This is a genomic window from Streptomyces coeruleofuscus (assembly GCF_039532725.1).
GTDB classification, from domain to species: domain Bacteria; phylum Actinomycetota; class Actinomycetes; order Streptomycetales; family Streptomycetaceae; genus Streptomyces; species Streptomyces coeruleofuscus.
The window spans coordinates 65,464-89,960 of record NZ_BAAASE010000007.1 but is presented as its reverse complement, the minus strand read 5'-3'; the positions used below and the strand labels follow the sequence as shown (position 1 = coordinate 89,960).

At 70.9% G+C, this 24,497-nt stretch carries 20 protein-coding genes; 4 read left to right on the top strand and 16 right to left on the bottom strand.

What is annotated here, in order from left to right:
- Positions 1-140: 140 nt before the first annotated feature.
- The 16 genes from ABFX81_RS26705 to rsmH all read right to left on the bottom strand — a co-directional run bounded on the left by ABFX81_RS26705 (position 141) and on the right by rsmH (position 18,465).
- Positions 141-1,277, bottom strand: coding sequence for a DivIVA domain-containing protein (locus tag ABFX81_RS26705; RefSeq protein ID WP_086852445.1), 1,137 nt, complete (start codon positions 1,275-1,277; stop codon positions 141-143).
- A 53-nt stretch (positions 1,278-1,330) separates the two neighbouring features.
- The gene (locus ABFX81_RS26700) at positions 1,331-1,615 is read right to left on the bottom strand and encodes a YggT family protein (protein WP_007448661.1); all 285 of its coding nucleotides are present in this window, start codon (positions 1,613-1,615) and stop codon (positions 1,331-1,333) included.
- A 59-nt stretch (positions 1,616-1,674) separates the two neighbouring features.
- Positions 1,675-2,316 carry a cell division protein SepF gene (locus ABFX81_RS26695; RefSeq protein WP_086602706.1) on the bottom strand — a complete coding sequence of 214 codons (642 nt, stop codon included), beginning with the start codon at positions 2,314-2,316 and terminating at the stop codon, positions 1,675-1,677.
- A gap of 129 nt (positions 2,317-2,445) precedes the next feature.
- Positions 2,446-3,165, bottom strand: coding sequence for a YggS family pyridoxal phosphate-dependent enzyme (locus ABFX81_RS26690; protein WP_086852443.1), 720 nt, complete (start codon positions 3,163-3,165; stop codon positions 2,446-2,448).
- A 6-nt stretch (positions 3,166-3,171) separates the two neighbouring features.
- Positions 3,172-3,903 carry a peptidoglycan editing factor PgeF gene (gene pgeF / locus ABFX81_RS26685; RefSeq protein WP_346138779.1) on the bottom strand — a complete coding sequence of 244 codons (732 nt, stop codon included), beginning with the start codon at positions 3,901-3,903 and terminating at the stop codon, positions 3,172-3,174.
- A 10-nt stretch (positions 3,904-3,913) separates the two neighbouring features.
- The gene (ftsZ, locus tag ABFX81_RS26680; RefSeq protein ID WP_086854585.1) at positions 3,914-5,107 is read right to left on the bottom strand and encodes a cell division protein FtsZ; all 1,194 of its coding nucleotides are present in this window, start codon (positions 5,105-5,107) and stop codon (positions 3,914-3,916) included.
- Between the two features lie 288 nt (positions 5,108-5,395).
- Positions 5,396-6,190 carry a cell division protein FtsQ/DivIB gene (locus ABFX81_RS26675; RefSeq protein ID WP_086854583.1) on the bottom strand — a complete coding sequence of 265 codons (795 nt, stop codon included), beginning with the start codon at positions 6,188-6,190 and terminating at the stop codon, positions 5,396-5,398.
- Positions 6,191-6,216: 26 nt separating this feature from the next.
- A complete protein-coding gene (murG, locus tag ABFX81_RS26670) occupies positions 6,217-7,314 on the bottom strand; it encodes an undecaprenyldiphospho-muramoylpentapeptide beta-N-acetylglucosaminyltransferase (protein ID WP_086854582.1) in 1,098 nt (365 codons plus the stop codon).
- 6 nt (positions 7,315-7,320) lie between these two features.
- Entirely contained in the window at positions 7,321-8,685 is a 1,365-nt protein-coding gene (gene ftsW / locus ABFX81_RS26665; protein WP_086854581.1) for a putative lipid II flippase FtsW, read from the bottom strand.
- Positions 8,686-8,820: 135 nt separating this feature from the next.
- The gene (gene murD, locus ABFX81_RS26660; protein WP_086854580.1) at positions 8,821-10,263 is read right to left on the bottom strand and encodes a UDP-N-acetylmuramoyl-L-alanine--D-glutamate ligase; all 1,443 of its coding nucleotides are present in this window, start codon (positions 10,261-10,263) and stop codon (positions 8,821-8,823) included.
- Entirely contained in the window at positions 10,245-11,336 is a 1,092-nt protein-coding gene (mraY, locus tag ABFX81_RS26655; RefSeq protein ID WP_086854586.1) for a phospho-N-acetylmuramoyl-pentapeptide-transferase, read from the bottom strand. Before mraY ends, murD begins: the two co-directional genes overlap by 19 nt.
- Positions 11,336-12,742 (bottom strand): UDP-N-acetylmuramoyl-tripeptide--D-alanyl-D-alanine ligase, encoded by a 1,407-nt coding sequence (locus ABFX81_RS26650; RefSeq protein WP_086854579.1) that lies wholly within the window; start codon positions 12,740-12,742, stop codon positions 11,336-11,338. The genes mraY and ABFX81_RS26650 overlap by 1 nt, the downstream gene beginning before the upstream one ends.
- Positions 12,743-12,770: 28 nt before the next feature.
- Positions 12,771-14,291, bottom strand: a complete 1,521-nt coding sequence (locus tag ABFX81_RS26645; protein ID WP_086854578.1) for a UDP-N-acetylmuramoyl-L-alanyl-D-glutamate--2,6-diaminopimelate ligase — start codon at positions 14,289-14,291, stop codon at positions 12,771-12,773.
- A 180-nt stretch (positions 14,292-14,471) separates the two neighbouring features.
- Positions 14,472-16,430, bottom strand: coding sequence for a peptidoglycan D,D-transpeptidase FtsI family protein (locus ABFX81_RS26640; protein ID WP_346138778.1), 1,959 nt, complete (start codon positions 16,428-16,430; stop codon positions 14,472-14,474).
- Between the two features lie 597 nt (positions 16,431-17,027).
- Positions 17,028-17,477: a cell division protein FtsL gene (gene ftsL, locus ABFX81_RS26635; RefSeq protein ID WP_346138777.1), complete on the bottom strand. Its 450-nt coding sequence runs from the start codon at positions 17,475-17,477 to the stop codon at positions 17,028-17,030.
- 31 nt (positions 17,478-17,508) lie between these two features.
- Entirely contained in the window at positions 17,509-18,465 is a 957-nt protein-coding gene (gene rsmH, locus ABFX81_RS26630; protein WP_086851211.1) for a 16S rRNA (cytosine(1402)-N(4))-methyltransferase RsmH, read from the bottom strand.
- A 376-nt stretch (positions 18,466-18,841) separates the two neighbouring features.
- On the opposite strand from rsmH, the gene ABFX81_RS26625 reads away from it, so the two are divergent.
- The 4 genes from ABFX81_RS26625 to ABFX81_RS26610 all read left to right on the top strand — a co-directional run bounded on the left by ABFX81_RS26625 (position 18,842) and on the right by ABFX81_RS26610 (position 24,490).
- Positions 18,842-19,390, top strand: a complete 549-nt coding sequence (locus ABFX81_RS26625) for a carbonic anhydrase (protein WP_086851213.1) — start codon at positions 18,842-18,844, stop codon at positions 19,388-19,390.
- A gap of 308 nt (positions 19,391-19,698) precedes the next feature.
- Positions 19,699-20,736 (top strand): AAA family ATPase, encoded by a 1,038-nt coding sequence (locus tag ABFX81_RS26620; RefSeq protein WP_086851215.1) that lies wholly within the window; start codon positions 19,699-19,701, stop codon positions 20,734-20,736.
- A complete protein-coding gene (locus ABFX81_RS26615; protein WP_086851217.1) occupies positions 20,736-22,097 on the top strand; it encodes a DUF58 domain-containing protein in 1,362 nt (453 codons plus the stop codon). Before ABFX81_RS26620 ends, ABFX81_RS26615 begins: the two co-directional genes overlap by 1 nt.
- Entirely contained in the window at positions 22,097-24,490 is a 2,394-nt protein-coding gene (locus tag ABFX81_RS26610; RefSeq protein ID WP_346138776.1) for a transglutaminase TgpA family protein, read from the top strand. Before ABFX81_RS26615 ends, ABFX81_RS26610 begins: the two co-directional genes overlap by 1 nt.
- The last annotated feature ends 7 nt before the right edge of the window (positions 24,491-24,497 follow it).

Genomic DNA, 24,497 nt, shown 5'->3' with positions numbered 1-24,497 from the left:
ACGAACGCGGTTACGCAGCCACGAACACGGGTGCTGTGCGCACGTACACGCAGCGGCAAAAGGGCGGGGCCCCGGGATCAACCCGGGGCCCCGCCCTGAACGCTGCCGACGTCTATGCCGTACTACTGGCCATCAGGCCGTCAGTTGTCGTCCTCGTCGATCAGGAAGCCTCGCATGGGCGAGGGCGCCTGACCCATCGGCGACGGGCCCTGCGGACGCACCGGCGCCATGGGCTGGGTCATCGCCGGGGACATCTGCTGCTGACCGCCGTAGGACGGACCGGACGGCGAGGGGCCGCCGCCCATCGTCTGGTTGCCACCGCCGTAGGACGGGGCACTCGCGCCGGCCGGTGCCATGGAAGGCGCCGGGGACGGCGGGAGGGAGGCGGTCGCCGGAGTACGCGGCGGAGCCAGCGAGTCGTCGGCCTGGGTCTCCAGCTGACGCAGCTGCGACTCCAGGTACGACTTCAGGCGCGTGCGGTACTCGCGCTCGAAGCCGCGCAGGTCCTCGACCTTGCGCTCCAGCGTGGCGCGGGCGGACTCCAGGGAGCCCATCGCGACGCGGTGCTTCTCCTGCGCGTCCCGCTCCAGGGCATCGGCCTTGGCACGGGCGTCACGCTCCAGACCCTCGGCACGCGAACGCGCCTCGCCGACGATCTTGTTGGCTTCGGAACGGGCCTCGGCGATCGCCTGGTCGGCGGTCTGCTGGGCCAGCGAGAGGACACGGGCGGCGCTGTCGCCACCGGGGCCTCCTTGACCGGGGCCGCCCATCGGACCGCCCATGGGGCCGCCCATCGGACCACCCATCTGCTGCTGCATGGGGGGCTGGCCCATCGGGCCGTGACCGCCCGGACCCTGGCCCATCGGACCGGGACCCTGCGGGCCACCCTGACCGCCGGGACCGGCGGGCAGCTGCGGGGCACCGCTCGGCAGCTGGGGCGGGCCACCCATGGGGCCACCCATCTGCTGCTGCGGCGGGCCCGATATGCCGGCGGGTACGGGACCACCAGGACCGCGCATGCCCTGCTGCTGTTGCTGCTGTTGTTGCTGCTGATCCTGCTGCTGCTCCGGAGGCTTGCGCATGTTCTGCTGATTCTGGGCAGCAGCACGCGTCGCCGCGGCCAGCTTGGCGCGCAGGTCCTCGTTCTCGCGGAGCAGGCGGGTCAGTTCGGCTTCGACCTCGTCGAGGAAGGCATCGACCTCGTCCTCGTCATAGCCTTCTCGGAGGCGGACGGTCGTGAACTGCTTGTTCCGCACGTCCTCGGGGGTCAACGGCATCTCTTCACCTCAACGTAGTCGTCGGCATTCGGCAAGACCGTAGTTCACATCGCTCACAGCCGGCTCACGATCGAGATCAGGATGTAGACGATGATCATCAGCACGAAGAAGGACAGGTCGAGCGCCACGCCCCCGAGACGCAGCGGCGGAATGAACCGCCGCAGAAGCTTGAGCGGTGGATCCGTGACAGTGTAGGTGGCCTCCAGAACGACCACCATCGCCTTGCCTGGTTGCCATGAGCGGGCGAACTGGAAGACGTAGTCCATGACCAACCGGAAGATGAGCACGATGAGGAAGCACATCAGCGCGATGTAGACGACATCCAAAACCACGCTCATGACCTCTTGCTTCCCTCTCCCCTGTGCCCTGCTGTTGCTGCTGTTTCCAGTGTTACGTCTCAGCTCTGGTTGAAGAACCCGCCCTCTGCGATGCGGGCCTTGTCCTCCGCCGTGACATCGACGTTAGCAGGCGACAACAGGAACACCTTCTGCGTCACCCGCTCGATGCTGCCGTGAAGACCAAACACCAAACCAGCCGCAAAGTCGACAAGTCGCTTCGCGTCTGTGTCATCCATCTCAGTCAGATTCATGATCACCGGGGTGCCTTCACGGAAGTGTTCCCCGATGGTACGGGCCTCGTTGTAGGTCCGTGGGTGGAGCGTGGTGATCCGGTAAGGCTCTCGTTCGGACACGACCTTGGGCATGATCACCGGTGCGTTCTTCTCCAGACTTGCGCGTTCTTGTGTGATGGACGCCACGGGCGCGATGCGCGCCGGGCGGCCGGATTCCGCGGGTAGCGAAGCGGAACGGGCGGCCGGTTCACGAGGTGCGGGCGGCTGTACGACTCGTACCTCTTCGTCCCTTTGAGGCTGATGTGAGGCATGCGGCTGGTGGGACGGCTCATGCCGCCGGTGGTCCCGCTCGGGCTCCGGGTCCAGTTCTGGTTCGAAGTCGTCGTCGGGGTCAAATCCGCGGCCGTCGTACCCATCGTCCTCCACGAGGCCGAGGTAGACCGCCATCTTGCGCATCGCGCCGGCCATTCTCTGAGTCCTCCGCTCTGTGGTGGATCGGCTGACGACTGCCAAGTGCCCGCGATCCACGTGGTCCTTGAATCCGCCTTTCGGCGGCAATGACCATATTTTCTGCTGTGGTCCGACTTCTTGGCGACGTTACCCGAGCCTGGGGCGGACTCCGAGTACCGCGCTGCCGACGCGCACATGTGTCGCTCCGGCCGCCACGGCCTGTTCGAGGTCCGCACTCATCCCTGCCGAGACCATGGTGGCAGCCGGATGACTCCGGCGCAGGTCGGTCGACAAATACATCAACCGCCCGAAGGCCGCCTGTTCGCGTCCCGCGTACTCCCCGGTGAGCGGTGCGACGGTCATCAGTCCGCCGAGTCGCAGCCCCGGCGCTTCCGCGACGAGGGCGGCCAACTCTTCGATTCCCGCGGGCGCGACGCCACCCCGCTCCCCCCGCGCGCTCTCGCCGGCGTCGAGTGCGACCTGGATGAGACACCCCAGCTCCCGCCCGGTCCGGACGGCCTCCTTCGACAGAGCTGTGACGAGCTTGGAACGATCGACGGACTGCACGAAGTCCGCATAACCGGCCACGGATCGCACCTTGTTGGTCTGGAGTTGACCGACAAAATGCCAAGTAAGGGGCAGATCCGCGCAGGCGGCGGCCTTCGGCGCCGCGTCCTGGTCGCGGTTCTCGGCGACGTGCCGCACGCCGAGTTCCGAGAGGATCCGCACATCGGTCGCGGGGTAGGTCTTGGTGACCACGATCAGGGTCACCTCTTCCCGCCCCCGCCCCGCGGCCGCGCACGCGTCGGCGATGCGTCGCTCAACTTTCGCCAGATTTGTGGCGAGTTCGTCCTTGCGGTCCGTCATGTCCTATCAGTCCAGCCACACATAGCCCGCGAGCCGACCGGTCGTGCGGTCGCGGCGGTACGAGAAGTGATCCTCCGACTCCAGCGTGCACACCGGCGACTGCGCCCGGTCACACACCCCGAGCCGTTCCAGTTGGGCGTGCACTCCCGCGCTGACGTCGACCGCCGGTGTGCCCCAACTCGTCTCGGCGTACGCCGCCGGCTCGATGGCGGACACCTCGGCGCGCATCGCCTCGGGCACTTCGTAACACCGGCCGCACACGGTGGGCCCGGTGCGGGCGACGATCCGGGAGGGTTCGGCGCCCAGGTCCGTCATCGCGCGTAGCGCGGCCGGGACGACTCCGGCGATCATGCCGGGGCGGCCCGCATGGGCCGCGGCGGCGATTCCGGCGACGGGGTCGGCGAGCAGTACCGGCACGCAGTCGGCGGTGAGCACGGCGAGGGCGAGCCCCCGCCGCGTCGTGACGATCGCGTCGACCGACGGGATCTCGGAGGAAGATCCCCACGGCCCGTCCACCACCGCCACGTCGGCCCCGTGCACCTGGTTCATCCAGACCACCCGGTCCGGCTCGACGCCCAGGGACTTCGCGGCCAGTTCGCGGTTGGCGCGTACGGCGCCGGGGTCGTCACCGACCGCCCCGCCGAGATTGAGCTCCTCATACGGAGCGGCGCTCACCCCGCCCCACCGGTCGGTGAAGGCGAAGTGGGCGCCGCTCACGCTTTCGCGCTGTCCTATCACGTCAGAAGGATCACTTGAGGAAGTCCGGTACGTCCAGTTCCTCGGCCGCACTGTCCGAGTAGGTCCGCGGCGCGGGCGGGACCGGCGGGGCGACCGGGATGTCCTCGACCGGCTTCGGAGCGGGCTCCGGGTCCTCCTTGGGGGTCACGCTGCCGAGCGAACCGAAGGACGGGCGGCTCTCGGTCTGCCGCGCCGGGGCCGGCTCCTCGCGCTTGGCCGAGGACGAGCCGAGGACGTTGTCCCGCTTGGAGGGCGGCTGGCCGCCGTCGAAGCCGGCCGCGATCACGGTGACCCTGACCTCGTCGCCCAGGGCGTCGTCGATCACCGCGCCGAAGATGATGTTGGCCTCGGGGTGGGCGGCCTCGCTCACCAGCTGGGCGGCCTCGTTGATCTCGAACAGTCCGAGGTCGGAGCCACCGGAGATGGAGAGCAGCACACCGCGGGCGCCGTCGATGGACGCCTCCAGCAGCGGCGAGGAGATCGCCATCTCGGCGGCGGCCACCGCGCGGTCGTCGCCGCGGGCGGAGCCGATGCCCATCAGGGCCGAGCCGGCCTCGGACATGACCGACTTGACGTCGGCGAAGTCGAGGTTGATGAGGCCCGGGGTGGTGATGAGGTCGGTGATGCCCTGGACACCGGAGAGCAGGACCTGGTCGGCCGACTTGAAGGCGTCCAGCACCGAGACCTGGCGGTCCGAGATGGACAGCAGCCGGTCGTTCGGGATGACGATGAGGGTGTCGACCTCTTCGCGGAGCTCGGCGATGCCGTCCTCGGCCTGGTTCGCGCGGCGCCGTCCCTCGAAGGTGAACGGGCGCGTCACCACGCCGATGGTGAGGGCACCGAGCGAGCGGGCGATGTTGGCCACGACGGGCGCGCCGCCGGTGCCGGTGCCGCCGCCTTCACCGGCTGTCACGAAGACCATGTCGGCCCCCTTGAGGACCTCCTCGATCTCCTCGCGGTGGTCCTCGGCGGCCTTGCGGCCCACGGCCGGGTTGGCTCCGGCGCCGAGTCCGCGGGTGAGTTCACGGCCGACGTCCAGCTTGACGTCGGCGTCGCTCATCAACAGAGCTTGCGCGTCGGTGTTGATGGCGATGAACTCGACGCCCTTGAGACCGACCTCGATCATCCGGTTGATGGCATTGACACCACCGCCGCCGACACCGATGACTTTGATGACTGCGAGGTAGTTCTGCGGTGCTGCCACGTCGAAGGCCTCTCGCCTCGAGTTACGTGTCGCCGAATCAGCGTGGCGCGCTGCGCCCCGCGACCCGACGACTGATGCCGAATGGGACGGTCCGTATCGCCGACCCGAACCCTAACCCTGAAGTTTAGGGTTACCAGTGTGTCTGTTCCTTGGACTCTTCTGAACAGGACACTAAGTCGACAAGTGGCGCACGTTCAACGAACACGCCGAACCTCCCGTTTTTCTTTTCACCCTATGTGATCAGCCGTAGCACTGCCCAACCAGGGTGCTGGCCTGCGCGGATGTGCGTCAACTCCCTGATGACGCAGGCGCGGTGGGAACACTCACGTCGAAGTACCGCGCACCGGGCGAGGCTTTCATCAGGGCGGTGAGTGTACGGGCCTTCGCGGCGCCCTTCTCGCTGCTTCCCCAGACGACCGTACGGCCGTCCCGCAACTCCAGCGAGATGTCGTCGTAGGAACGGACCTTGACGGTCCGTGTGTCGCGCGCGACGGCGGCCGGAACCGCGCGGGCGACGCCGACCGCCTCTCGCACCAGCCGGGACTCGCCGAAGCGGCGCAGGCTCGCAGCGGTGGAGCTGGACCGGGAGAGCGTCAATTCCAGTGCGGGCACACCTTTCGGCGCCTTGGAAACCGTGGCGAATCGGACACCTTCATCGTCCACTTCGATGAACTTTCGGCCCTTTTGGACAATCAGAACCGGAGTCCGCTCGACCACTTTCAGGTCGATTCCATGGGGCCAGGAACGGACCACATCAACCGAGTCAATTCGGGGCAATTTCTGGCGCAGTCTCGTCTCGATCGCGTCGGTGTCGACGGAAATCAGCGGCTCCCCGAGGGGTACGTCGGCCGCCGCCTCGACCTGAGCCGGCGTCAGGACCCGTGTACCCGACACGGAGACCTGCTCGGCGCGCAGCCACTCGGAGCCGTAGAACAGCCACACCGTCGGGATGCCGAGGAACACCAGGACGAGACCCAGGATGACGATCGCGCGAAGCCGGGCCCGCCTCGACCGCAGGCGGGGCGGCGGGCCGGACGACTCCTGCTGGCGTTCACCGCGCTCGGCGGTGGTCGATCCGGCCACGCTCCCCTGCCTTCCGTCATACAGTCCTAGCGGTGTGCACGAGCGGCGGCGATCGCCTCGTACACCATGCCGACGAGCAGGTCGTCGGCGTCCCGGCGGCCGAACTCGGCGGCGGCGCGGGACATCTGGTACAGCCGGTGCGGGTCGGCGAGCACGGGCAGGACGTTCTGCTGGACCCACTCGGGGGTCAGCTCCGCGTCGTCGACCAGCAGGCCGCCACCGGCCTTGACCACCGGCTGGGCGTTGAGCCGCTGTTCGCCGTTGCCGATGGGCAGCGGGACGTAGGCGGCCGGGAGCCCGACGGCGGAGAGCTCGGCGACGGTCATCGCACCCGCGCGGCACAGCATCATGTCGGCCGCGGCGTACGCGAGGTCCATCCGGTCCAGGTAACTTACCGGGATGTAGGGGGGCATTCCCGGCATCTGCTGCACGTGCGGCAGTTCGTTCTTCGGTCCGACCGCGTGCAGGATCTGGATTCCGGCCTGCTGGAGCCAGGGCGCGACCTGCTGGACGACCTCGTTGAGACGGCGCGCGCCCTGGGAGCCGCCGGTGACCAGCAGCGTGGGCAGGTTCGGGTCCAGGCCGAACGCGGCGCGGGCCTCGGGCCGTACGGCGGCCCGGTCCAGGGTGGCGATGGAGCGGCGCAGCGGGATGCCGATGTAGCGGGCGTTCCGCAGCTTGCTGTCCGGGGTGGAGACGGCGACCTGGCTAGCGTAGCGCGAGCCGATCTTGTTGGCCAGGCCCGGGCGGGCGTTGGCCTCGTGGATGACGATCGGCACGCCCAGGCGCTTGGCCGCGAGGTAGCCGGGCAGGGCGACGTAGCCGCCGAAGCCGACCACGGCGTCCGCCTTGGTGCGCTCCAGGATCTGCTCGGTCGCCTTGATGGTGCCGCGCAGCCGGCCCGGGACGGTGATCAGCTCGGGGGTGGGCTTGCGCGGCAGCGGTACGGCCGGGATCAGCGCGAGTTCGTAGCCACGCTCGGGTACGAGACGTGTCTCGAGACCGCGCTCCGTGCCCAGGGCCGTGATGCCCACGGACGGATCCTGCCTGCGCAGGGCATCCGCGAGGGCGAGCGCGGGCTCGATGTGGCCCGCGGTTCCTCCGCCGGCGAGTACGACATGCACCGAAATTCACCGCTCTCCGGACGAGCGCGCCGCCGAGGCGCGCCGTCGCATCGTGTTCCATCTCCGGGGACTCCGGCCGGAACCGGTTCCCCCAGCCCCCCGCTTTCTACCAAAGCGGGGTTGCCGCATCGCAAGCGCCGCCCGCGCAGCGGGCTCGTCGCGCGCGAAGGCGATCAGCAGCCCGATGGCGAACATGGTCGGCAACAGGGCGGATCCCCCGTAGGAGAACAGCGGGAGGGGGACGCCGGCGATCGGCAGCAGACCGAGCACCGCACCGATGTTGATCACGGCCTGGGCCGTGATCCAGGTGGTCACGCCTCCCGCGGCATACCTCACGAAGGGGTCCTCCGTGCGTCCGGCCACGCGGATACCCGCATAGCCTAGAGCCGCGAAGAGGGCGAGTACCGACAGCGTCCCCGCCAGGCCCAGTTCCTCACCGGTGACGGCGAAGATGAAGTCGGTGTGGGCTTCGGGGAGTTGCCCCCATTTCTCCACACTCGCACCCAGTCCGGAGCCGAAGATTCCGCCCGAGGCGAGGGCGTAGATGCCGTGTACGGCCTGCCAGCAGTCGACCGGGCCGGACTGGGGTTCGGTGGCGCCGAGGCACTGGAGGCGCGCCATGCGGTTCGGGCTGGTCTTGATGAGGATCAGGCCGAGGACGGCGGCGATCGACAGCACGCCGGCGAACAGCCGCGTGGGGGCGCCGGCCAGCCAGAGCAGGCCGAACAGGATGGCCGTGAGGATGATCGCGGTGCCCATGTCGCCGCCGATCATGATCAGGCCGAGCAGCATGAAGGCGGCCGGGACCAGCGGCACCAGCATGTGCTTCCACTGGGTCAGCAGCTTCTTGTCCTGTTTACGGGCGAGCAGGTCGGCGCCCCACAGCACGAGGGCGAGCTTGCCGAACTCGCTGGGCTGGATCTGGAAGGAGCCGCCGAGCGCGATCCAGTTCTGGTTGCCGTTGACCGACACCCCTATCCCAGGGACCTGCACCAGGGCCATGAGGAAGACGGCGCCGGCGAGGATCGGATAGGCCAGGGCCCGGTGCAGCTTCACGGGCATCCGGGAAGCTGCGAACAGCAGCCCGGCGCCGATCACGGCGGCCAGCAGCTGCTTGCGGAAGAAGTACGAGCCCGGCAGCGACATCTGGAGCGCGGTGATCTGGGAGGCCGAGTAGACCATCACCAGGCCGAGCACGGTGATCAGCAGACTGCCGCCGAAGATGAGGTAGTAGGCGGTCAGCGGCCGGTCCCAGCCCCTGCGCGCACGGGTGTAGAAGGCCAGGACGCCGTTCTCACGGGCGAGCCGGGGCGTCGCGGGGCGCTTGGGAGTGCGTGGGACGGGGGGCCGTCCGGTGCGGCTGGTGGGCATCGCGGCTCACCCCGCCATGCCGGAAGGGAACGTTCCGGAGCGAACGCTCCCCGGCCGCTCGGGCACCAGCCACATCCGTGTCACGCGTCCCTCCCAGATACGCCCGGCGCCGCCGCCGGGCGAGGCGGACCCGGGTCAGCCGTCGGCGGAGCCGAGCTCGCGAACGGCGTCCGCGAAAGCGTCCCCGCGCTTGTTGTAGTTGGCGAACATGTCCATGGAGGCGCAGGCCGGAGCCAGCAGCACCGTGTCACCGGCCTGAGCGAGCCGCCGCGCCTCCTGAACCGCCGCGCGCATCGCCCCAGTGTCGGTCCGGTCGAGGTCGACGACGGGTACTTCCGGGGCGTGTCGCGCCAGGGCTTCGCGGATCAGCGCGCGGTCCGCGCCGATCAGCACGACCCCCCGCAGCCGCGGCGCCGACTTGGTGACCAGTTCGTCGAAGGTCGCCCCCTTCGCGAGCCCGCCCGCGATCCACACGATCGACTCGTAGGCCGCCAACGAGGCTTCCGCGGCGTGGGTGTTGGTGGCCTTGGAGTCGTCGACGTACGCGACCCCGTCCACGTCGGCCACGTGCGCGATGCGGTGGGCGTCCGGGGTGAACGCCCGCAGACCGTCCCGTACGGCCTTGGCGGGCACGCCGTAGGCCCGCGCGAGGGCCGCCGCCGCGAGGGCGTTGGCGATGTTGTGCGGGGCCGGCGGGTCGACGTCGGCGACCTCGGCGAGCTCCTGGGCGTTCTTCTGCCGGTTCTCGACGAAGGCACGGTCGACGAGGATGCCCTCCACGACACCGAGTTGGGAGGGCGCGGGCGTGCCGAGGGTGAAGCCGATGGCCCGGCAGCCCTCCTCGACGTCGGCCTCGCGGACCAGGTCCTCGGTGGCCTTGTCGGCGGCGTTGTAGACGCAGGCGACGCGATTGCCCTCGTAGATGCGGCCCTTGTCGGCGGCGTACGCCTCCATGGAGCCGTGCCAGTCCAGGTGGTCGGGGGCGAGGTTGAGCACGGCGGCCGAGTGGGCGCGCAGGGACGGCGCCCAGTGCAGCTGGTAGCTGGACAGCTCCACGGCCAGCACGTCGTACTGCTCCTCGCCGAGCACCGCGTCCAGCAGGGAGACGCCGATGTTGCCGACGGCGGCCGTGCGCAGGCCCGCCGCCTTCAGGATCGAGGCGAGCATCTGGACGGTGGTGGTCTTGCCGTTGGTGCCCGTGACGGCCAGCCACGGGGCCGCGTCGGGACCGCGCAGACGCCAGGCCAGTTCGACGTCTCCCCAGACGGGGACGCCCGCCTGCTGCGCCGCCGCGAACAGCGGCTTGTCCGGCTTCCAGCCGGGCGCGGTGACGATCAGCTCGGTGCCCTCGGGCAGGGTGTCGCCATCACCGAGGCGCACGGTGATGCCGAGCGCCTCCAGTTCGGCGGCCTGCGCCCGCGCGCGCTCGTCGGCGCCGTCGTTGACAGCCGTGACGATCGCGCCGAGGCCGTGCAGCACCTTGGCCGCCGGGAGGCCCGAGACGCCGAGCCCGGCGACGGTGACGCGCTTGCCCTTGAGTTCCGAGGACACCGAGGAGGTCACTTGTCCGCTGCCCATCCTGCGTAGAAGAGGCCCAGTCCGACGATCACACAAATGCCCTGAATGATCCAGAAGCGGACCACGACGAGCACTTCGGACCAGCCCTTGAGTTCGAAGTGGTGCTGGAGTGGCGCCATCCGGAAGACGCGCTTGCCCGTGAGCTTGAAGGAGCCGACCTGGATGACCACCGACATGGTGATCAGGACGAACAGGCCGCCGAGGAGGGCGATCAACAGCTCGGTGCGGGAGCAGATCGCGAGGCCGGCGAGCACACCGCCGAGCGCGAGCGAACCGGTGTCACCCATGAAGATCTTGGCCGGCGAGGTGTTCCACCACAGGAACCCGAGGCAGGCGCCCATCAGCGCGGAGGCCACCACCGCGAGGTCGAGGGGGTCCCGCACCTCGAAGCAGGCGCCCGGGTTGGTCAGCGTCTGCGCGTTGGCGCAGGACTCCTGGAACTGCCAGACGCCGATGAAGGTGTAGGCACCGAAGACGAGCACCGAGGCGCCGGTGGCCAGACCGTCCAGACCGTCGGTGAGGTTCACGCCGTTCGACATCGCGAGGATCATGAACAGCGCCCAGACCACGAACAGCACGGGGCCGATCGTCCAGCCGAAGTCCGTGATGAACGACAGCTTCGTGGAGGCCGGGGTGTTGCCGCGGTTGTCCGCGAACTGGAGCGAGAGCACCGCGAAGGCGATGCCGACGATCAGCTGGCCGGCCATCTTCGCCTTGGCCCGCAGACCCAGCGAACGCCTCTTGACGATCTTGATGTAGTCGTCGAGGAAGCCGACCAGGCCCATGCCGACCATCAGGCCGAGCACCAGCAGACCCGAGAAGGTCGGCGCCGCGTCGGCCTCCGGGTCCAGATAGCCCGTGATCACCTTGGCCAGGAAGTACGCGGCGACCGTCGCGAAGATGAAGGCGATACCGCCCATGGTCGGCGTACCGCGCTTGCTGGCGTGCTCGCGCGGGCCGTCGTCGCGGATGTACTGACCGTAGCCCTTGCGCGCGAGCAGCTTGATCAGCAGCGGGGTGCCGACCAGGGTCAGGAAGAGGCCAATGACTCCTGCGAACAGGATCTGCTTCATCATCGGGCGGAAACCTCACCCTCGGCACCGGACTCGAGCAGCGCCTGCGCCACGCTCTCGAGGCCGACCGAACGGGACGCCTTCACGAGTACGACGTCCCCCGGGCGCAACTCGCTGCGCAACAGGTCGACCGCCGCCTGTGCGTCGGACACGTGCACCGACTCCTCACCCCACGAACCCTCGTTATATGCGCCCAGTTGCAGCCAGGCGGCTTCCCTGCCACCGACCGCGACGAGCTTGCTGACGTTGAGCCGGACGGCGAGCCGTCCGACCGCGTCGTGCTCGGCGAGAGCCTCGTCCCCGAGCTCGGCCATCTTGCCGAGCACCGCCCACGTACGACGCCCCTTGCCGATGGCCGCGAGCGCGCGCAGCGCGGCCTTCATGGACTCGGGGTTCGCGTTGTAGGCGTCGTTGACGACCGTCACGCCGTCCGGGCGCTCGGTGACCTCCATCCGCCAGCGGGAGAGGGAGCCCGCCTCGGAGAGCGCGACGGCGATCTCGTCTGCGGACATGCCCAACTCGTGGGCGACGGCGGCCGCGGCGAGCGCGTTCGACACGTGATGCTCACCGTACAGGCGCATGGTCACATCGCTTGCACCGGAGGGTGTGTGAAGCCTGAACGCGGGCTGTCCCGTGTCCGTGAGTCGCACGTTCTCGGCGCGAACGTCCGCTTCGTCGGACTCTCCGAAAAAGATCACCTTCGCCTTCGTACGGGAGGCCATGGCCCGCACGTAGGGGTCGTCCGTGTTGAGGACGGCCGTCCCGTCCTCCGGGAGGGACTCGACGAGTTCGCCCTTGGCCTGCGCGATCTGCTCGCGACCGCCGAACTCGCCGATGTGGGCGCTGCCGACGTTCAGGACGAGGCCGACCTTCGGGGGCGTGAGACCCGTGAGGTAGGAGATGTGCCCGATACCGCGGGCCCCCATCTCCAGGACGAGGAACCGGGTCTCCTCGGTGGCGCTGAGCGCGGTCAGCGGCAGCCCGATCTCGTTGTTGAGCGAGCCGGGCGTGAAGACCGTGGGCGCCTTGCGCTGGAGCACCTGCGCGATCAGGTCCTTGGTGCTGGTCTTGCCCGCCGAGCCGGTGAGGGCGACGAGGGTGGCACCGAGACGTCGTACGACGTGCCGCGCGAGGGCGCCGAGCGCGGCCTGGACGTCGTCCACGACGATCGCCGGCACGCCGACGGGCCGGGTGCCGAGCACGGCCACCGCTCCCGCCTCGACGACCGCGGCCGCGAAGTCGTGGCCGTCCACGCGCTCGCCGGCGAAGGCGACGAACAGGCTGCCCGGCCCCGCCTCGCGGGAGTCCCGGACGACCGGGCCGGTGACCTGGACGGTCGGATCCGGTATGTCGTGCGTCTGCCCGCCGACGACTTCTGCGATCTCGGCGAGGGAGAGGGCGATCACAAGTTCATCCCCTGGATCATGCGGGATTTCATCCCTGGGTCTTCTGAATGGCTTCGCGAAGCACCTGGCGGTCGTCGAAGGGACGGACCACCCCGGCGATGTCCTGGCCCTGCTCGTGGCCCTTGCCCGCGACCAGCACGGTGTCGCCGGGCTCGGCACGGGCGACGGCGGCGGCGATCGCGGCGGCCCGGTCCTCGAAGACCGCCACTTCGCCGCGCTCGTGGGCGGGCACGGAGGCCGCGCCCTGGAGCATCGTGGCGAGGATCGCGAGGGGGTCCTCACCACGGGGGTTGTCGGAGGTCAGTACGGCGGTGTCGGCGAGCCGGGCCGCGGCGGCGCCCATCGGCTCCCGCTTGGTCCTGTCCCGGTCGCCACCGCAGCCGAGGACGATGTGCAGCTTGCCTTCGGTGACCTTGCGCAGGGCGCGCAGCACCGACTCGACGGCGTCGGTCTTGTGCGCGTAGTCGACGACCGCGAGGTAGGGCTGTCCGGCGTCCACGCGCTCCAGGCGGCCCGGTACGCCGGGTACGGCGGCGACGCCGTCGGCGGCGGCCTGCGGGTCGAGCCCGGCGACGGCGAGGGCGACGATCGCGGCCAGGGTGTTGGCCACGTTGAAGGGGCCCGGCAGCGGCGACTTGGCGCTGATCCGCTCGCCCTTGGGTCCGATGACGGTGAAGGTCGAGTCCAGCCGGCCGACCTCGACGTCCTCGGCGCGCCAGTCGGCGTCGGGGTGGCCCTCGGCCGAGTAGGTGACGACCGGGACCGTGGCCTCCTTGGCCAGCCTGCGGCCGTACTCGTCGTCGACGTTGACCACGCCGAGTTTGCCCCGTTTGGGGGTGAACAGCTGCGCCTTCGCCTGGAAGTAGTCCTCCATGTCGGAGTGGAACTCCATGTGTTCCGGGCTGAGGTTGGTGAAGACGCCGATGTCGAAGACGCAGCCGTCGACGCGGCCGAGGACGAGGGCGTGGCTGGAGACCTCCATGGCGACCGCGTCGACGCCGCGTTCGCGCATGACGGCGAAGAGGGCCTGGAGGTCGGTGGCCTCGGGGGTGGTGCGCTCGGACTTGATGCGCTCGTCGCCGATGCGCATCTCGACCGTGCCGATCAAGCCGGTGGACCTGACGGTCTTCAGGCCGCCCTCGACGAGGTAGGCGGTGGTGGTCTTGCCGGAGGTGCCGGTGATGCCGATCTGGAGGAGGTCCCGGCCGGGGTGGCCGTAGATCGTGGCCGCCAGCTCGCCCATCCGTCCGCGGGGGTCGTCGACGACCAGGACCGGCAGCCCGGAGGCCGCGGCGCGCTCGGCGCCGGTGGGGTCCGTCAGCACGGCGGCCGCGCCGAGGCTCGCGGCCTGGTCGACGAAGTCGGCGCCGTGCAGGCGGGCGCCCGGGAGGGCGGCGTACAGATCGCCGGGGCGTACGGCGCGCGAGTCGTGGGTGATGCCCGTGACGTCGGCGGCGCCCTCCGGCGCGGGAGCACCCAGCTGTCGGGCCAGTTCCGCGAGGGGTGTGGCGGAGACCTGCGCCGGCCTGGGCGGCCCGGGGTATGTCACGGGATGGCCCTTCTGGGTGGTTTGGGACTGATCAGCGTGTGGCACGGCGGTGAGCGTACCGGGCGTACCCGCCTCCGGGCGAAGCGAGGGGCGGGGACTGCTCTGGTTCCCCGGGTCCGGGGTGATCGTTGTCACGAGGTGGTTCCTGGTGGTTCCGTGCCGACCGGGGCTTGCGGCCGGTCAGCGCTTGAAGGCGACCGGGAGCTTCGCCGGCTTGGCCCCGGTCGGCGGGACCTGGAGGGACTTCAGTGCGAACTCCATGACCTGCTTGTAGACGGGGCCGCAGATCTGGCCGCCGAAGTAGTTGCCCTGGGTGGCGTTCTGGATGGCGCAGTAGACGGTGATGCGGGGCTTGTCGGCGGGCGCGAATCCGGCGAACGACGACGTGTAGCCCTTGTACATGCCGGTGGCCGGATCCACGCGGTTGGCCGTGCCCGTCTTGCCCGCGACGCGGTAGCCGGGGATGCGCGCCTTGGTGCCGGTGCCCTCCTCGTCGTCCACGACCGACTCCAGCATCTGGGCGAGGGTCTTCGCCGTCTTGGCGCTGACGACCCGGGTCTTCTCGGGCTTGGGGGCCGGGGTGAAACGGCCGTCGGGGCCCTTGGTGCCGCGTACGAGGGTGGGTTCGACGCGGACGCCGCCGTTGGCGATGGTCGAGTACACCGACGCCGCCTGCATGGCGTTGATGGAGACGCCCTGGCCGAAAGGGATCGTGTACTGCTGCGAGGTCGACCACTTGTCGGGCGGGGCGAGGATGCCCTTGGTCTCGCCCGGGAAGCCGAGGCCGGTGTAGCTGCCGAGGCCGAACTTGCGCAGGTAGTCGTAGAGGACCTTGTTGGACTGGGCCTGGGTCTTGCCGAGCTGGCCGGTGGCGAGGATGGTGCCGATGTTGCTGGACTTGGCGAGGACGCCGTTGAGCGTCAGGTACCAGGTCGGGTGGTCGATGTCGTCCTTGAAGAGCCGGTCGCCGCGGTGCAGCCGGTTGGGCACGACGACGTGGGTCGACGGGGTGGCGGCGCCCTCCTGGAGGACGGCCGCCATCGACATGACCTTGGCGGTGGAGCCGGGTTCGAAGGCGTCCTGGAGGGCCGCGTTGCCGAGGGCGGCCGAGTCGGCGTCGGACAGGTCGTTCGGGTCGAAGCCGGGCGAGTTGGCCATGGCCAGGACCTGGCCGGTGCGGGTGTCCTGGACGATGACGTAGCCGCGGTCGGCCGCGGACTCCTTCACCTGGTCGCTGATGGCCTTCTGGGCGGCCCACTGGATGTCGCGGTCGATGGTGAGTTCGACGTCGCTGCCGGGCACGGCGGGGGTCTCGGTGGAACCCACGGTGGGGACGAGCCGGCCGCCGGACTGGGCGTAGCGGATCTTGCCGTCCTTGCCGGCCAGCCGCTTGTTCAGCTGGAGTTCGATGCCGCCGCCGGGCTTGCCCTCGCCGTTGACCCAGCCCAGTATCCCGGCGGCGAGGTCGCCGTTGGGGTACACGCGCTTGCTGGTGGCGACGGAGAAGACGCCCGCGAGGACGTTGTGCGCGGACTTGTCCGTCTCCTCCTTCTTGGCGAGCGCGGACTTCAGGTCCTTGATCTGCTTCCAGACCTGCGGGGTCTGGCGGGAGGCCAGCTTGACGTACCGCAGCGCCTTGTTCTTCGGCCGCAGCTTCTCGACCAGGGTCTCCTGCTCCTGACCCAGGATCGGCGCGAGCAGCGCGGCCGCCTGCTCGGGTCCGTCCCCGATCTTCAGGTGGTCGGGGGCGAACATCGTGGGGTCGGCCGTGATGTCGTAGGCGTCCTCGCTGGTCGCCAGCGCCACCCCGGACCGGTCGGTGATCTCCCCGCGGTCCGCGGCCAGCACCTGCCCGACGTACCTGTTCTGCCCGGCCTTGGCGGCATACGTGCTCGCGTCGACGGCCTGCACCTGGAACAGCCGTACGACGAAGGCGATCAGCACCAGCGTCAGCGCGAGCCCGACCAGACGCAGCCGGGGGCGGGGGCTGCCCAGCCGGAGGGGCTTGGGCGCCGCCTGACGGGCCGTGGCCGGGCGACGGGCCGGCCGGGCACCGGGCCCCGGGCGGCGCCGGGCGTCGGGGCGAGCGGGCCTGGCGGGTCCGGGCACCCGGCGGCGCGGGGGTTCCCTGTTGGTCACTTCCGTCACCTGCCGGGGGTCGGGGCGGACTGAGGACTGCCCGACGCGATGACGCTCGGACAGGGGCCGGGACGGCACCCGGCACGGCGGGCGGCGATCAACGACGGCCGAGACGACGACCGCGCCACCGCCGCCCAGTGCGCACCGCGGCCGCCGCGGGCCTCGGGACCGGCGGCCCGGGCGGAGCCAGGCACATGGCCGTGCGGGGGTTCCCTGTTGGTCACTTCCGTCACCTGCCGGGGGTCGGGGCGGACTGAGGACTGCCCGACGCGATGACGCTCGGACACGGGCCGGGACGGCACCCGGCACGGCGGGCGGCGATCGACGACGGCCGAGACGACGACCGCGCCACCGCCGCCCAGTGCGCACCGCGGCGGCCGCGAACCTCGGGACCGGCGGCCCTGGTGGGGCCGGGCACATGGCCGTGCGGCGACTTCCCGGCGGACACGTGCGTCACTCCGCCGAGAGCCCGCTCCGCCACGCGCCGAGAAGCGGACGCTGCCCCGGGGGCCCGGTGAACGCCGGGACCAGAGGGGCGGGCGGGCCGGGCGAGGCCCGGTACACGGCGGCACCGGGGTTCCCTGTCGGTCACTTCCGTCACCTGCCGAAGGTTGAGGTGGGGCCGTTGGACATGGCCTCGGGGGCCAGGACCAGGGGGATGTAGGCGGAGGTCTGCCGGACACCGGGGGCGGGGCTCGGGACGCCCTTGACGGTGCCGTCGGGGGCGAGGAAGGCGGGGTCGCCGCCGGGGACCATGCCGAGCTCGCGGGCGCGGCGCTGGAGGGCCTCGGGCGCGGAGTAGGCGTCGATGTCCCGCTGGAGGGCCTGTTCCTCGTCGGTGAGGCTCTTGGTCTCGCGCTGGAGGTCGTCGAGCTTGAACGCGCCTTCGCTGAGGGCCGAGTTCAGCACCAGAAGGCCGATGAGACCACCGCCGAGGAGGAGGACAACCAGGAGGACGAAGGGGGTGCGGGCCGCCTGCCCGGGGCCGGTCGGGAAGAGCTGCGCGAGACGTGCCGCTCTCCCCTTCAGTTCGGGTTTGCTGCTCACTCACGCTCCCTCGGTCCGGCCTGCCGACGCCTCACTCGACGTCCTCCCTGATGCGCTGGGCGCCGCGCAGCCGCGCCGGTGCCGCCCGCCGGTTCTCGGCGATCTCCTCCTCGGTGGGGAGTTCGGCACCACGCGTGAGCAGCTTGAGCCGCGGCTGGTAGCGCTCGGGCACGACGGGCAGCCCGGGCGGCGCCGTGGTGGCGGCACCCGCCGCGAACACCTGCTTGACCAGCCGGTCCTCAAGCGAGTGGTACGACAGCACGGCGATCCGCCCGCCCACGTCCAGCGCCTTCACGGCGGCCGGGATCGCCCGCTCCAGGACGGCGAGCTCGCCGTTGACCTCGATGCGCAGGGCCTGGAAGGTGCGCTTGGCCGGATTGCCGCCGGTGCGCTTGGCGGCTTGCGGCAGCGCGTCCCGGATCAGTTCGACCAGCCGCGCGCTGGTGTTGAACGGCTCCTTCTCGCGCTCGCGCACGATCGCGGACACGATCCGCTTGGCCTGCTTCTCCTCGCCGTACGCCCTCAGGATGCGCACCAGCTCGCCCGGCGGGTACGTGTTGAGGACCTCCGCGGCGCTGACCCCGGACGTCTGGTCCATGCGCATGTCGAGCGGGGCGTCCTGGGCGTAGGCGAAGCCGCGGTCGGCCTCGTCGAGTTGCATGGAGGAGACGCCCAGGTCGAACAACACGCCCTGCACGCGCGCGATGCCGAGCCGGTGCAGCACCTCGGGAAGCTCGTCGTACACGGCGTGGACGAGGGTGGCGCGCTCCCCGTAGGGCGCGAGGCGCTCGCCGGACAGGCGCAGGGCCTCCTTGTCGCGGTCGAGGGCGACGAGGCGGATCCCGGGGAACCTCTCCAGGAGCGCCTCGCTGTGGCCGCCGAGGCCGAGGGTGCAGTCGACGACCACCGGCTCCGGCCCCTCCAGCGCGGGTGCCAGCAGATCCAGGCACCGCTGGAGCATCACCGGGACGTGTCGACTCTGGCTCAAGGGGCCCTCTCAAGTCCGGCGCGCGGCCGTACGCACCGCCGGGTCCCCGCCCGCTCGTGAAGGGGAGGCCTGCCGGCGCCGGAAGCGTCAGCCGACCGGGAGCGGGAGGAGGCCGAGCCGTACGTACGCGCCGCGCACGTGGGGAGATCTCCGGTCGTCGCCGGGGTCTCCGGGGTGAACAGTCCAGCGGGGAGAGTCTCGCCTCCCGCTTCGCGTCACTTTAGTCCACCCTGTCTCCCGGTCAATCAACCGGCCTGCGCGTCGCGTCCGGCGGTCCGCCACCCTTGTGGGTTACCTCACATCCCCGCCTCGCTGGCATTCTTTGTCCAGTCTCACAAGAGGCCTGGACCGGGTGTGACCAGTAACGTCATGGGTTATGACGACTTCTGCATCGGTTCCCACAGCCTCGGAGAGCGCCACGGCCGGCAGCGGCACGGTCACCGACCGCCTCGTCGACGCCAACGCCCGGTACGCCGCCGACTTCACCGACCCGGGGATGGACGCCCGGCCCGTGCTGCACGTCGCCGTCGTGGCCTGCATGGACGCCCGCCTCGACCTGCACGCGGCGCTCGGCCTCGAACTCGGTGACTGCCACACCATCCGCAACGCGGGCGGCGTCGTCACCGACGACGTGATCCGCTCCCTCACCATCAGCCAGCGCAAGCTGGGGACGCGCAGCGTCGTCCTCATCCACCACACCGGCTGTGGTCTGGAGAGCCTCACCGAGGACTTCCGCACCGAGCTGGAAGGCGAAGTCGGCCAGCGCCCGGCGTGGGCGGTGGAGTCCTTCCGGGACGTCGACCAGGACGTACGGCAGTCGATGCAGCGCGTGCGCACCTCGCCGTTCCTGCCGCACAAGGACGACGTGCGGGGGTTCGTCTTCGACGTGAAGACCGGCCTGCTGCGGGAGATCGACCCCGCCTGATCGATTCCGCCTGATCGTCCCGTCTCCTGACCTGGTCGCCCGCCCCGGGCACAACCTGCTGTAGCTGTCGAAAGCCTGTCAGTCATGCGTTCGAATAGTCGCAAGACCGACATATCGCGGCCAGTTATCCACAGTCGAGTGACACGAATCGGTAACGGCAGCAAGAATGCGGGAGTGGCGTCACGCGGAACCTTTCACGCGTGGTGTCCGTGGTTCGGGGTGGGCCGGCCTTCGTCATGTGGCGTCGGCCCGGGAAAATGGGGTATCCCGTGCTCCCTGGGAGCAAGGGAAAGGCCGAGGAGGGCCGGGTGACGACCTATGACGATCGAGCGAGCCTCACTGATCTGACCGCCGTGGTGGAACGCGTGCGGGAGTCGGTGGAAGGCGTGATCGAGGGCAAGCCCGAGGTCGTACGGCTCTCGCTGACCGTACTGCTCGCCGAGGGACATCTGCTGATCGAGGACGTCCCGGGTGTCGGCAAGACGATGCTCGCCAAGGCGCTGGCGCGGTCCATCGACTGCTCGGTGCGGCGCATCCAGTTCACGCCCGACCTGCTGCCCTCGGACATCACCGGTGTGTCCATCTGGGACCAGCAGCGCCGCGACTTCGAGTTCAAGCCGGGCGCGATCTTCGCGCAGGTCGTGATCGGCGACGAGATCAACCGCGCTTCCCCCAAGACGCAGTCCGCGCTCCTGGAGTCCATGGAGGAGCGCCAGGTCACCATCGACGGCAAGACCTACGAGCTGCCCAGCCCCTTCATGGTGGTGGCGACGCAGAACCCGGTCGAGATGGAGGGCACCTACCCGCTGCCGGAGGCCCAGCGCGACCGCTTCATGGCCCGGGTCTCGGTCGGCTACCCGAGCGCCGAGGCCGAGCTTCAGATGCTGGACGTCCACGGCGGCGTCTCGCCGCTGGAGGACCTTCAGCCCGTGGCCCACGCGCACGAGATACTCAAGCTGATCGAGGCGGTGCGCGGCGTCCATGTCGCCGAGCCCGTCCGGCGCTACGCGGTCGAACTGGTCGGTGCCACGCGCACGCACCCCGACCTGAGACTGGGCGCCTCCCCGCGCGCGACGCTGCACCTGGTGCGCGCGGCGAAGGCGTCCGCGGCCCTGAGCGGCCGGGAGTACGCGCTGCCGGACGACGTGCAGGCACTCGCCGTCGCCGTCCTGGCCCACCGTCTGCTGCCCACCGCCCAGGCCCAGCTCAACCGCCGCACGGCCGAGCAGGTCGTCGAGGAGATCCTCCAGCGCACGCCGGTGCCGGCGACGCCGCAGCAGAGCGGCTTCGGCGGCCTCGGCCGGGGCGTGCCGGCGTATCCCCAGCAGCCGCCGCGGAGGCTGTGATGACCACCGCGGGGACGGGGCAGGCGGAGGCCGACCGGGGCGACAAGGGCGGCATCCGCACCGCCCTGGCCGGTCTGACCACCCGCGGACGCTCCTTCCTGGCCGCCGGCGTCGCGGCCGCCGTCTGTTCGTACGTGCTCGGGCAGAGCGACCTGCTGCGCGTGGGCCTGCTGCTGGCGGTGCTGCCGCTGGTGTGCGCGACGGTGCTGTACCGCACGCGCTACCGGGTCGCGGGCAGCCGCCGCCTCTCCCCCGCGCGCGTGCCGGCGGGCAGCGAGGCCCGGGTCCACCTGCGGATGGACAACGTCTCGCGGCTGCCCACGGGTCTGCTGATGCTCCAGGACCGGGTGCCGTACGTGCTCGGTCCCCGGCCCCGTTTCGTGCTCGACCGGGTGGAGGCGGGCGGCCGGCGCGAGGTGTCCTACCGGGTCCGTTCCGACCTGCGCGGCCGCTACCCGCTGGGCCCGCTCCAGCTTCGCCTGACCGACCCGTTCGGCATGTGCGAGCTGACCCGGTCCTTCTCGACGTCCGACACGCTGACGGTGATCCCGCGCGTGGAGCCACTGGCGCCGGTACGCCTCAGCGGTGAGGCGAAGGGGTACGGCGAAGGGCGGCAGCGTTCGCTCGCGCTGGCCGGCGAGGACGACGTGATTCCGCGCGGGTACCGCTACGGCGACGACCTGCGCCGTGTGCACTGGCGCTCCACCGCCCGCTACGGCGAGTTGATGGTGCGCCGCGAGGAGCAGCCGCAGCGCGCCCGCTGCACGGTGCTGCTCGACACCCGGGGCATCGCCTACCAGGGCGCGGGACCGGACTCGGCCTTCGAGTGGGCCGTGTCGGGCGCGGCGTCCGTGCTGGTGCACATGCTCGAACGAGGCTTCTCGGTCCGGCTGTTGACGGACACCGGCAACGCGGTGCCCGGCGAGGGCGGTGACGGATTCGCGGGCGCGAACCAGGAGTCGGCGGACGCGGCCGGGCTGATGATGGACACCCTCGCGGTGATCGACCACTCCGACGGCGCGGGCCTGTCCCGGGCCTACGACGTACTGCGCGGCGGGAACGAGGGGCTGCTGGTGGCCTTCCTCGGCGACCTGGACGAAGAGCAGGCGGCCGTGCTGGGCCGGATGCGGCAGCGCAGCCCGGGCGCGGTCGCCTTCGTGCTGGACAGCGACTCCTGGGTGCGGGAACCGAGCGACGTGCCCGGTCCGTTGGACGGGAGCGGGGAGCGGCTGCGCATGCTGCGCGAGGCGGGCTGGACGGCCCTCGGCGTGCCGCGGGGTGCCTCCGTGGACGAGCTGTGGCGGCAGGCGGACCGGGAGCGCAGGGGGATGGCCGCCGCGGGCGGCGGGGAGGGACCGTGATGAGCGGGCGGGTACGACTGACGCTGGGCGCGTGGGCGGCCACACTGATGGCCGCGTGTGCCCTGCTGCCCCTCGTCAATCCGGCGACCTGGATCGTGCAGGCGGCCTTCCTGCTGGCCGTGCAGGCGGGCGTGGGTGCCGCGGCCCGCAGGGTGCCGCTGGCGCGCCCGCTGACGGTGGCGGCACAGGCCGTGGTCACGGTGCTGCTGCTGACGTTCCTGTTCGTCCGTGAGCAGGCCCTCGCCGGGCTGGTGCCCGGACCGGACGCCTTCGACCGCTTCGCGGTCCTGCTCCAGCAGGGCGGGGACGACATCGCGCGGTACGCGATCCCGGCGCCCCTGGAGTCAGACGGCATCCGGCTGATGCTCATAGGCGGCGTCCTGATCATCGGGCTGCTGGTGGACACCCTCGCGGTGACCTTCCGCAGCGCCGCCCCGGCCGGTCTGCCGCTGCTCGCGCTGTACTCGGTGGCCGCGGGGCTGTCCGACGGGGGCACGGACTGGCTGTGGTTCCTGGTCGCGGCGGCGGGCTATCTGATGCTGCTCCTGGCCGAGGGCCGGGACCGGCTCTCCCAGTGGGGCCGGGTCTTCGGCGGTGCTCCGCGCACGGCCGGAGGGGAACCGAGCGGCGCGGTCGCCCCGGTCCGCACGGGCCGGCGGATCGGCGTGGTCGCGCTGGGCATCGCCCTGGTGGTGCCGCTGGGGCTGCCCGCGATGAACGGGGGCCTGCTGGACTCCGTGGGCGCGGGCGCGGGCGGCGGCACGGGCGGCGGCGGCACGATCTCCGCTGTGAACCCGCTGGTGTCGCTGCGCGACAATCTGAACGTGGACGAGGACCGGCAGGTCCTCTCCGTGAAGACGAAGATGGCCGACGTCTCGGACCTCTATCTGCGGATCGTGTCCCTGGACGAGTTCGACGGCACGACCTGGAAGCCGGCCCGGCGCTCCATCACCGCCGTCCCCGACGGCACCTTCCCGACCCCGATCGGCCTCGGCTCGGAGGTCAAGCGCACGGAGGTCGACACCACGATCACGGCGGCCGGCTGGTACGGCCAGGACTGGCTGCCCATGCCGTATCCGCCGAGCGGCGTCAACATCCGGGGCAACTGGCGTTACGAACCCCTGGGAATGACGCTGGTCGGCGACCACGGCCAGAACACACAGGGCCTCACGTACCAGGTCAAGAGCCTGGACGTGCAGCCGACGGCGGAACAGCTGGCCTCGGCGGCGCCCCCGCCGGCGGCCATCGTGCGCGACTTCACCAAGCTGCCCGACTCGCTGCCGGCGGTCGTGGCGCGCACCGCCCGCCAGGTCACCGCGGACGCCGCCAACCCCTACGACCAGGCGGTCAAGCTCCAGGACTGGTTCGCCGTGACCGGCGGCTTCGAGTACGACACCCAGGTGCAGGTCGGCAGCGGCTCGGAGGGGATCGCCCGCTTCCTGAAGGACAAGCAGGGCTTCTGCGTGCACTTCTCCTTCGCGATGGCGGCGATGGCGCGCTCGCTCGGCATACCGGCCCGGGTCGCGGTGGGCTTCGCGCCCGGTACCCCGCAGGCGGACGGCTCGGTGTCGGTGGGGCTGCGCGACGCGCACGCCTGGCCCGAGCTGTACTTCGAGGGCGTGGGCTGGACCCGCTTCGAGCCGACTCCGAACCGCGGCTCGATGCCGCCGTACACGCTGCCCGAGAGCCCCGGCAATTCGGTCCCGGACGTGGTCCGCCCGTCCGAGACGTCGTCCGCCGCGCCGTCCCCGACACCCTCGACGAGCGAGAGCTGCACTCCGGTGCAGAGGAAGCTGGACGGCGGGTGCGCGAGCGAGTCCCCGCAGGCGGCGCTGCCCACGGGTGACGACGGGCCGAAGTGGTACGCGATGCTGGCCTGGGCCCTGGCCGGCCTCGCCGTGCTGGCGCTTCCGCTGGCACCGATGCTGTGGCGCCGGCGGACCCGGGCGGTCCGGCTGGGGGCGCACGGCCGCAGCGATGCGGACGCGGTGCCGCACACGCTGGCCGTCTGGCAGGAGCTCACCGACACGGCCTGGGACTTCGGCATCGCGCCGGACGAGTCACAGACGCCGCGCAAGGCGGCCGCACGCATCGTCCGGCTGGGCTCCCTCGACGCGACGGCCGCGGACTCGGTGCACCGGGTGGCGAACGCGGTGGAGCAGGTCCTGTACGCACCGCAGCCCCGCCCGACGGCGGGCCTCACGGACGACGTCCGCCGAGCGGCGGCGGGCCTGAGCGCCGGGGTCGGCCGTGCCACCAGGCTCCGTGCGCTGCTGGCCCCACGCTCCACCGTGCGCGTGGTGTGGACGGCGTCGGCCTGGTGGTCGGGCGTGCGGGAACGTGCTCTGGCGCTGCGGCCGACGTGGCGGAAGGCATCGGGGCAGCAGGGCTGACGGGCCG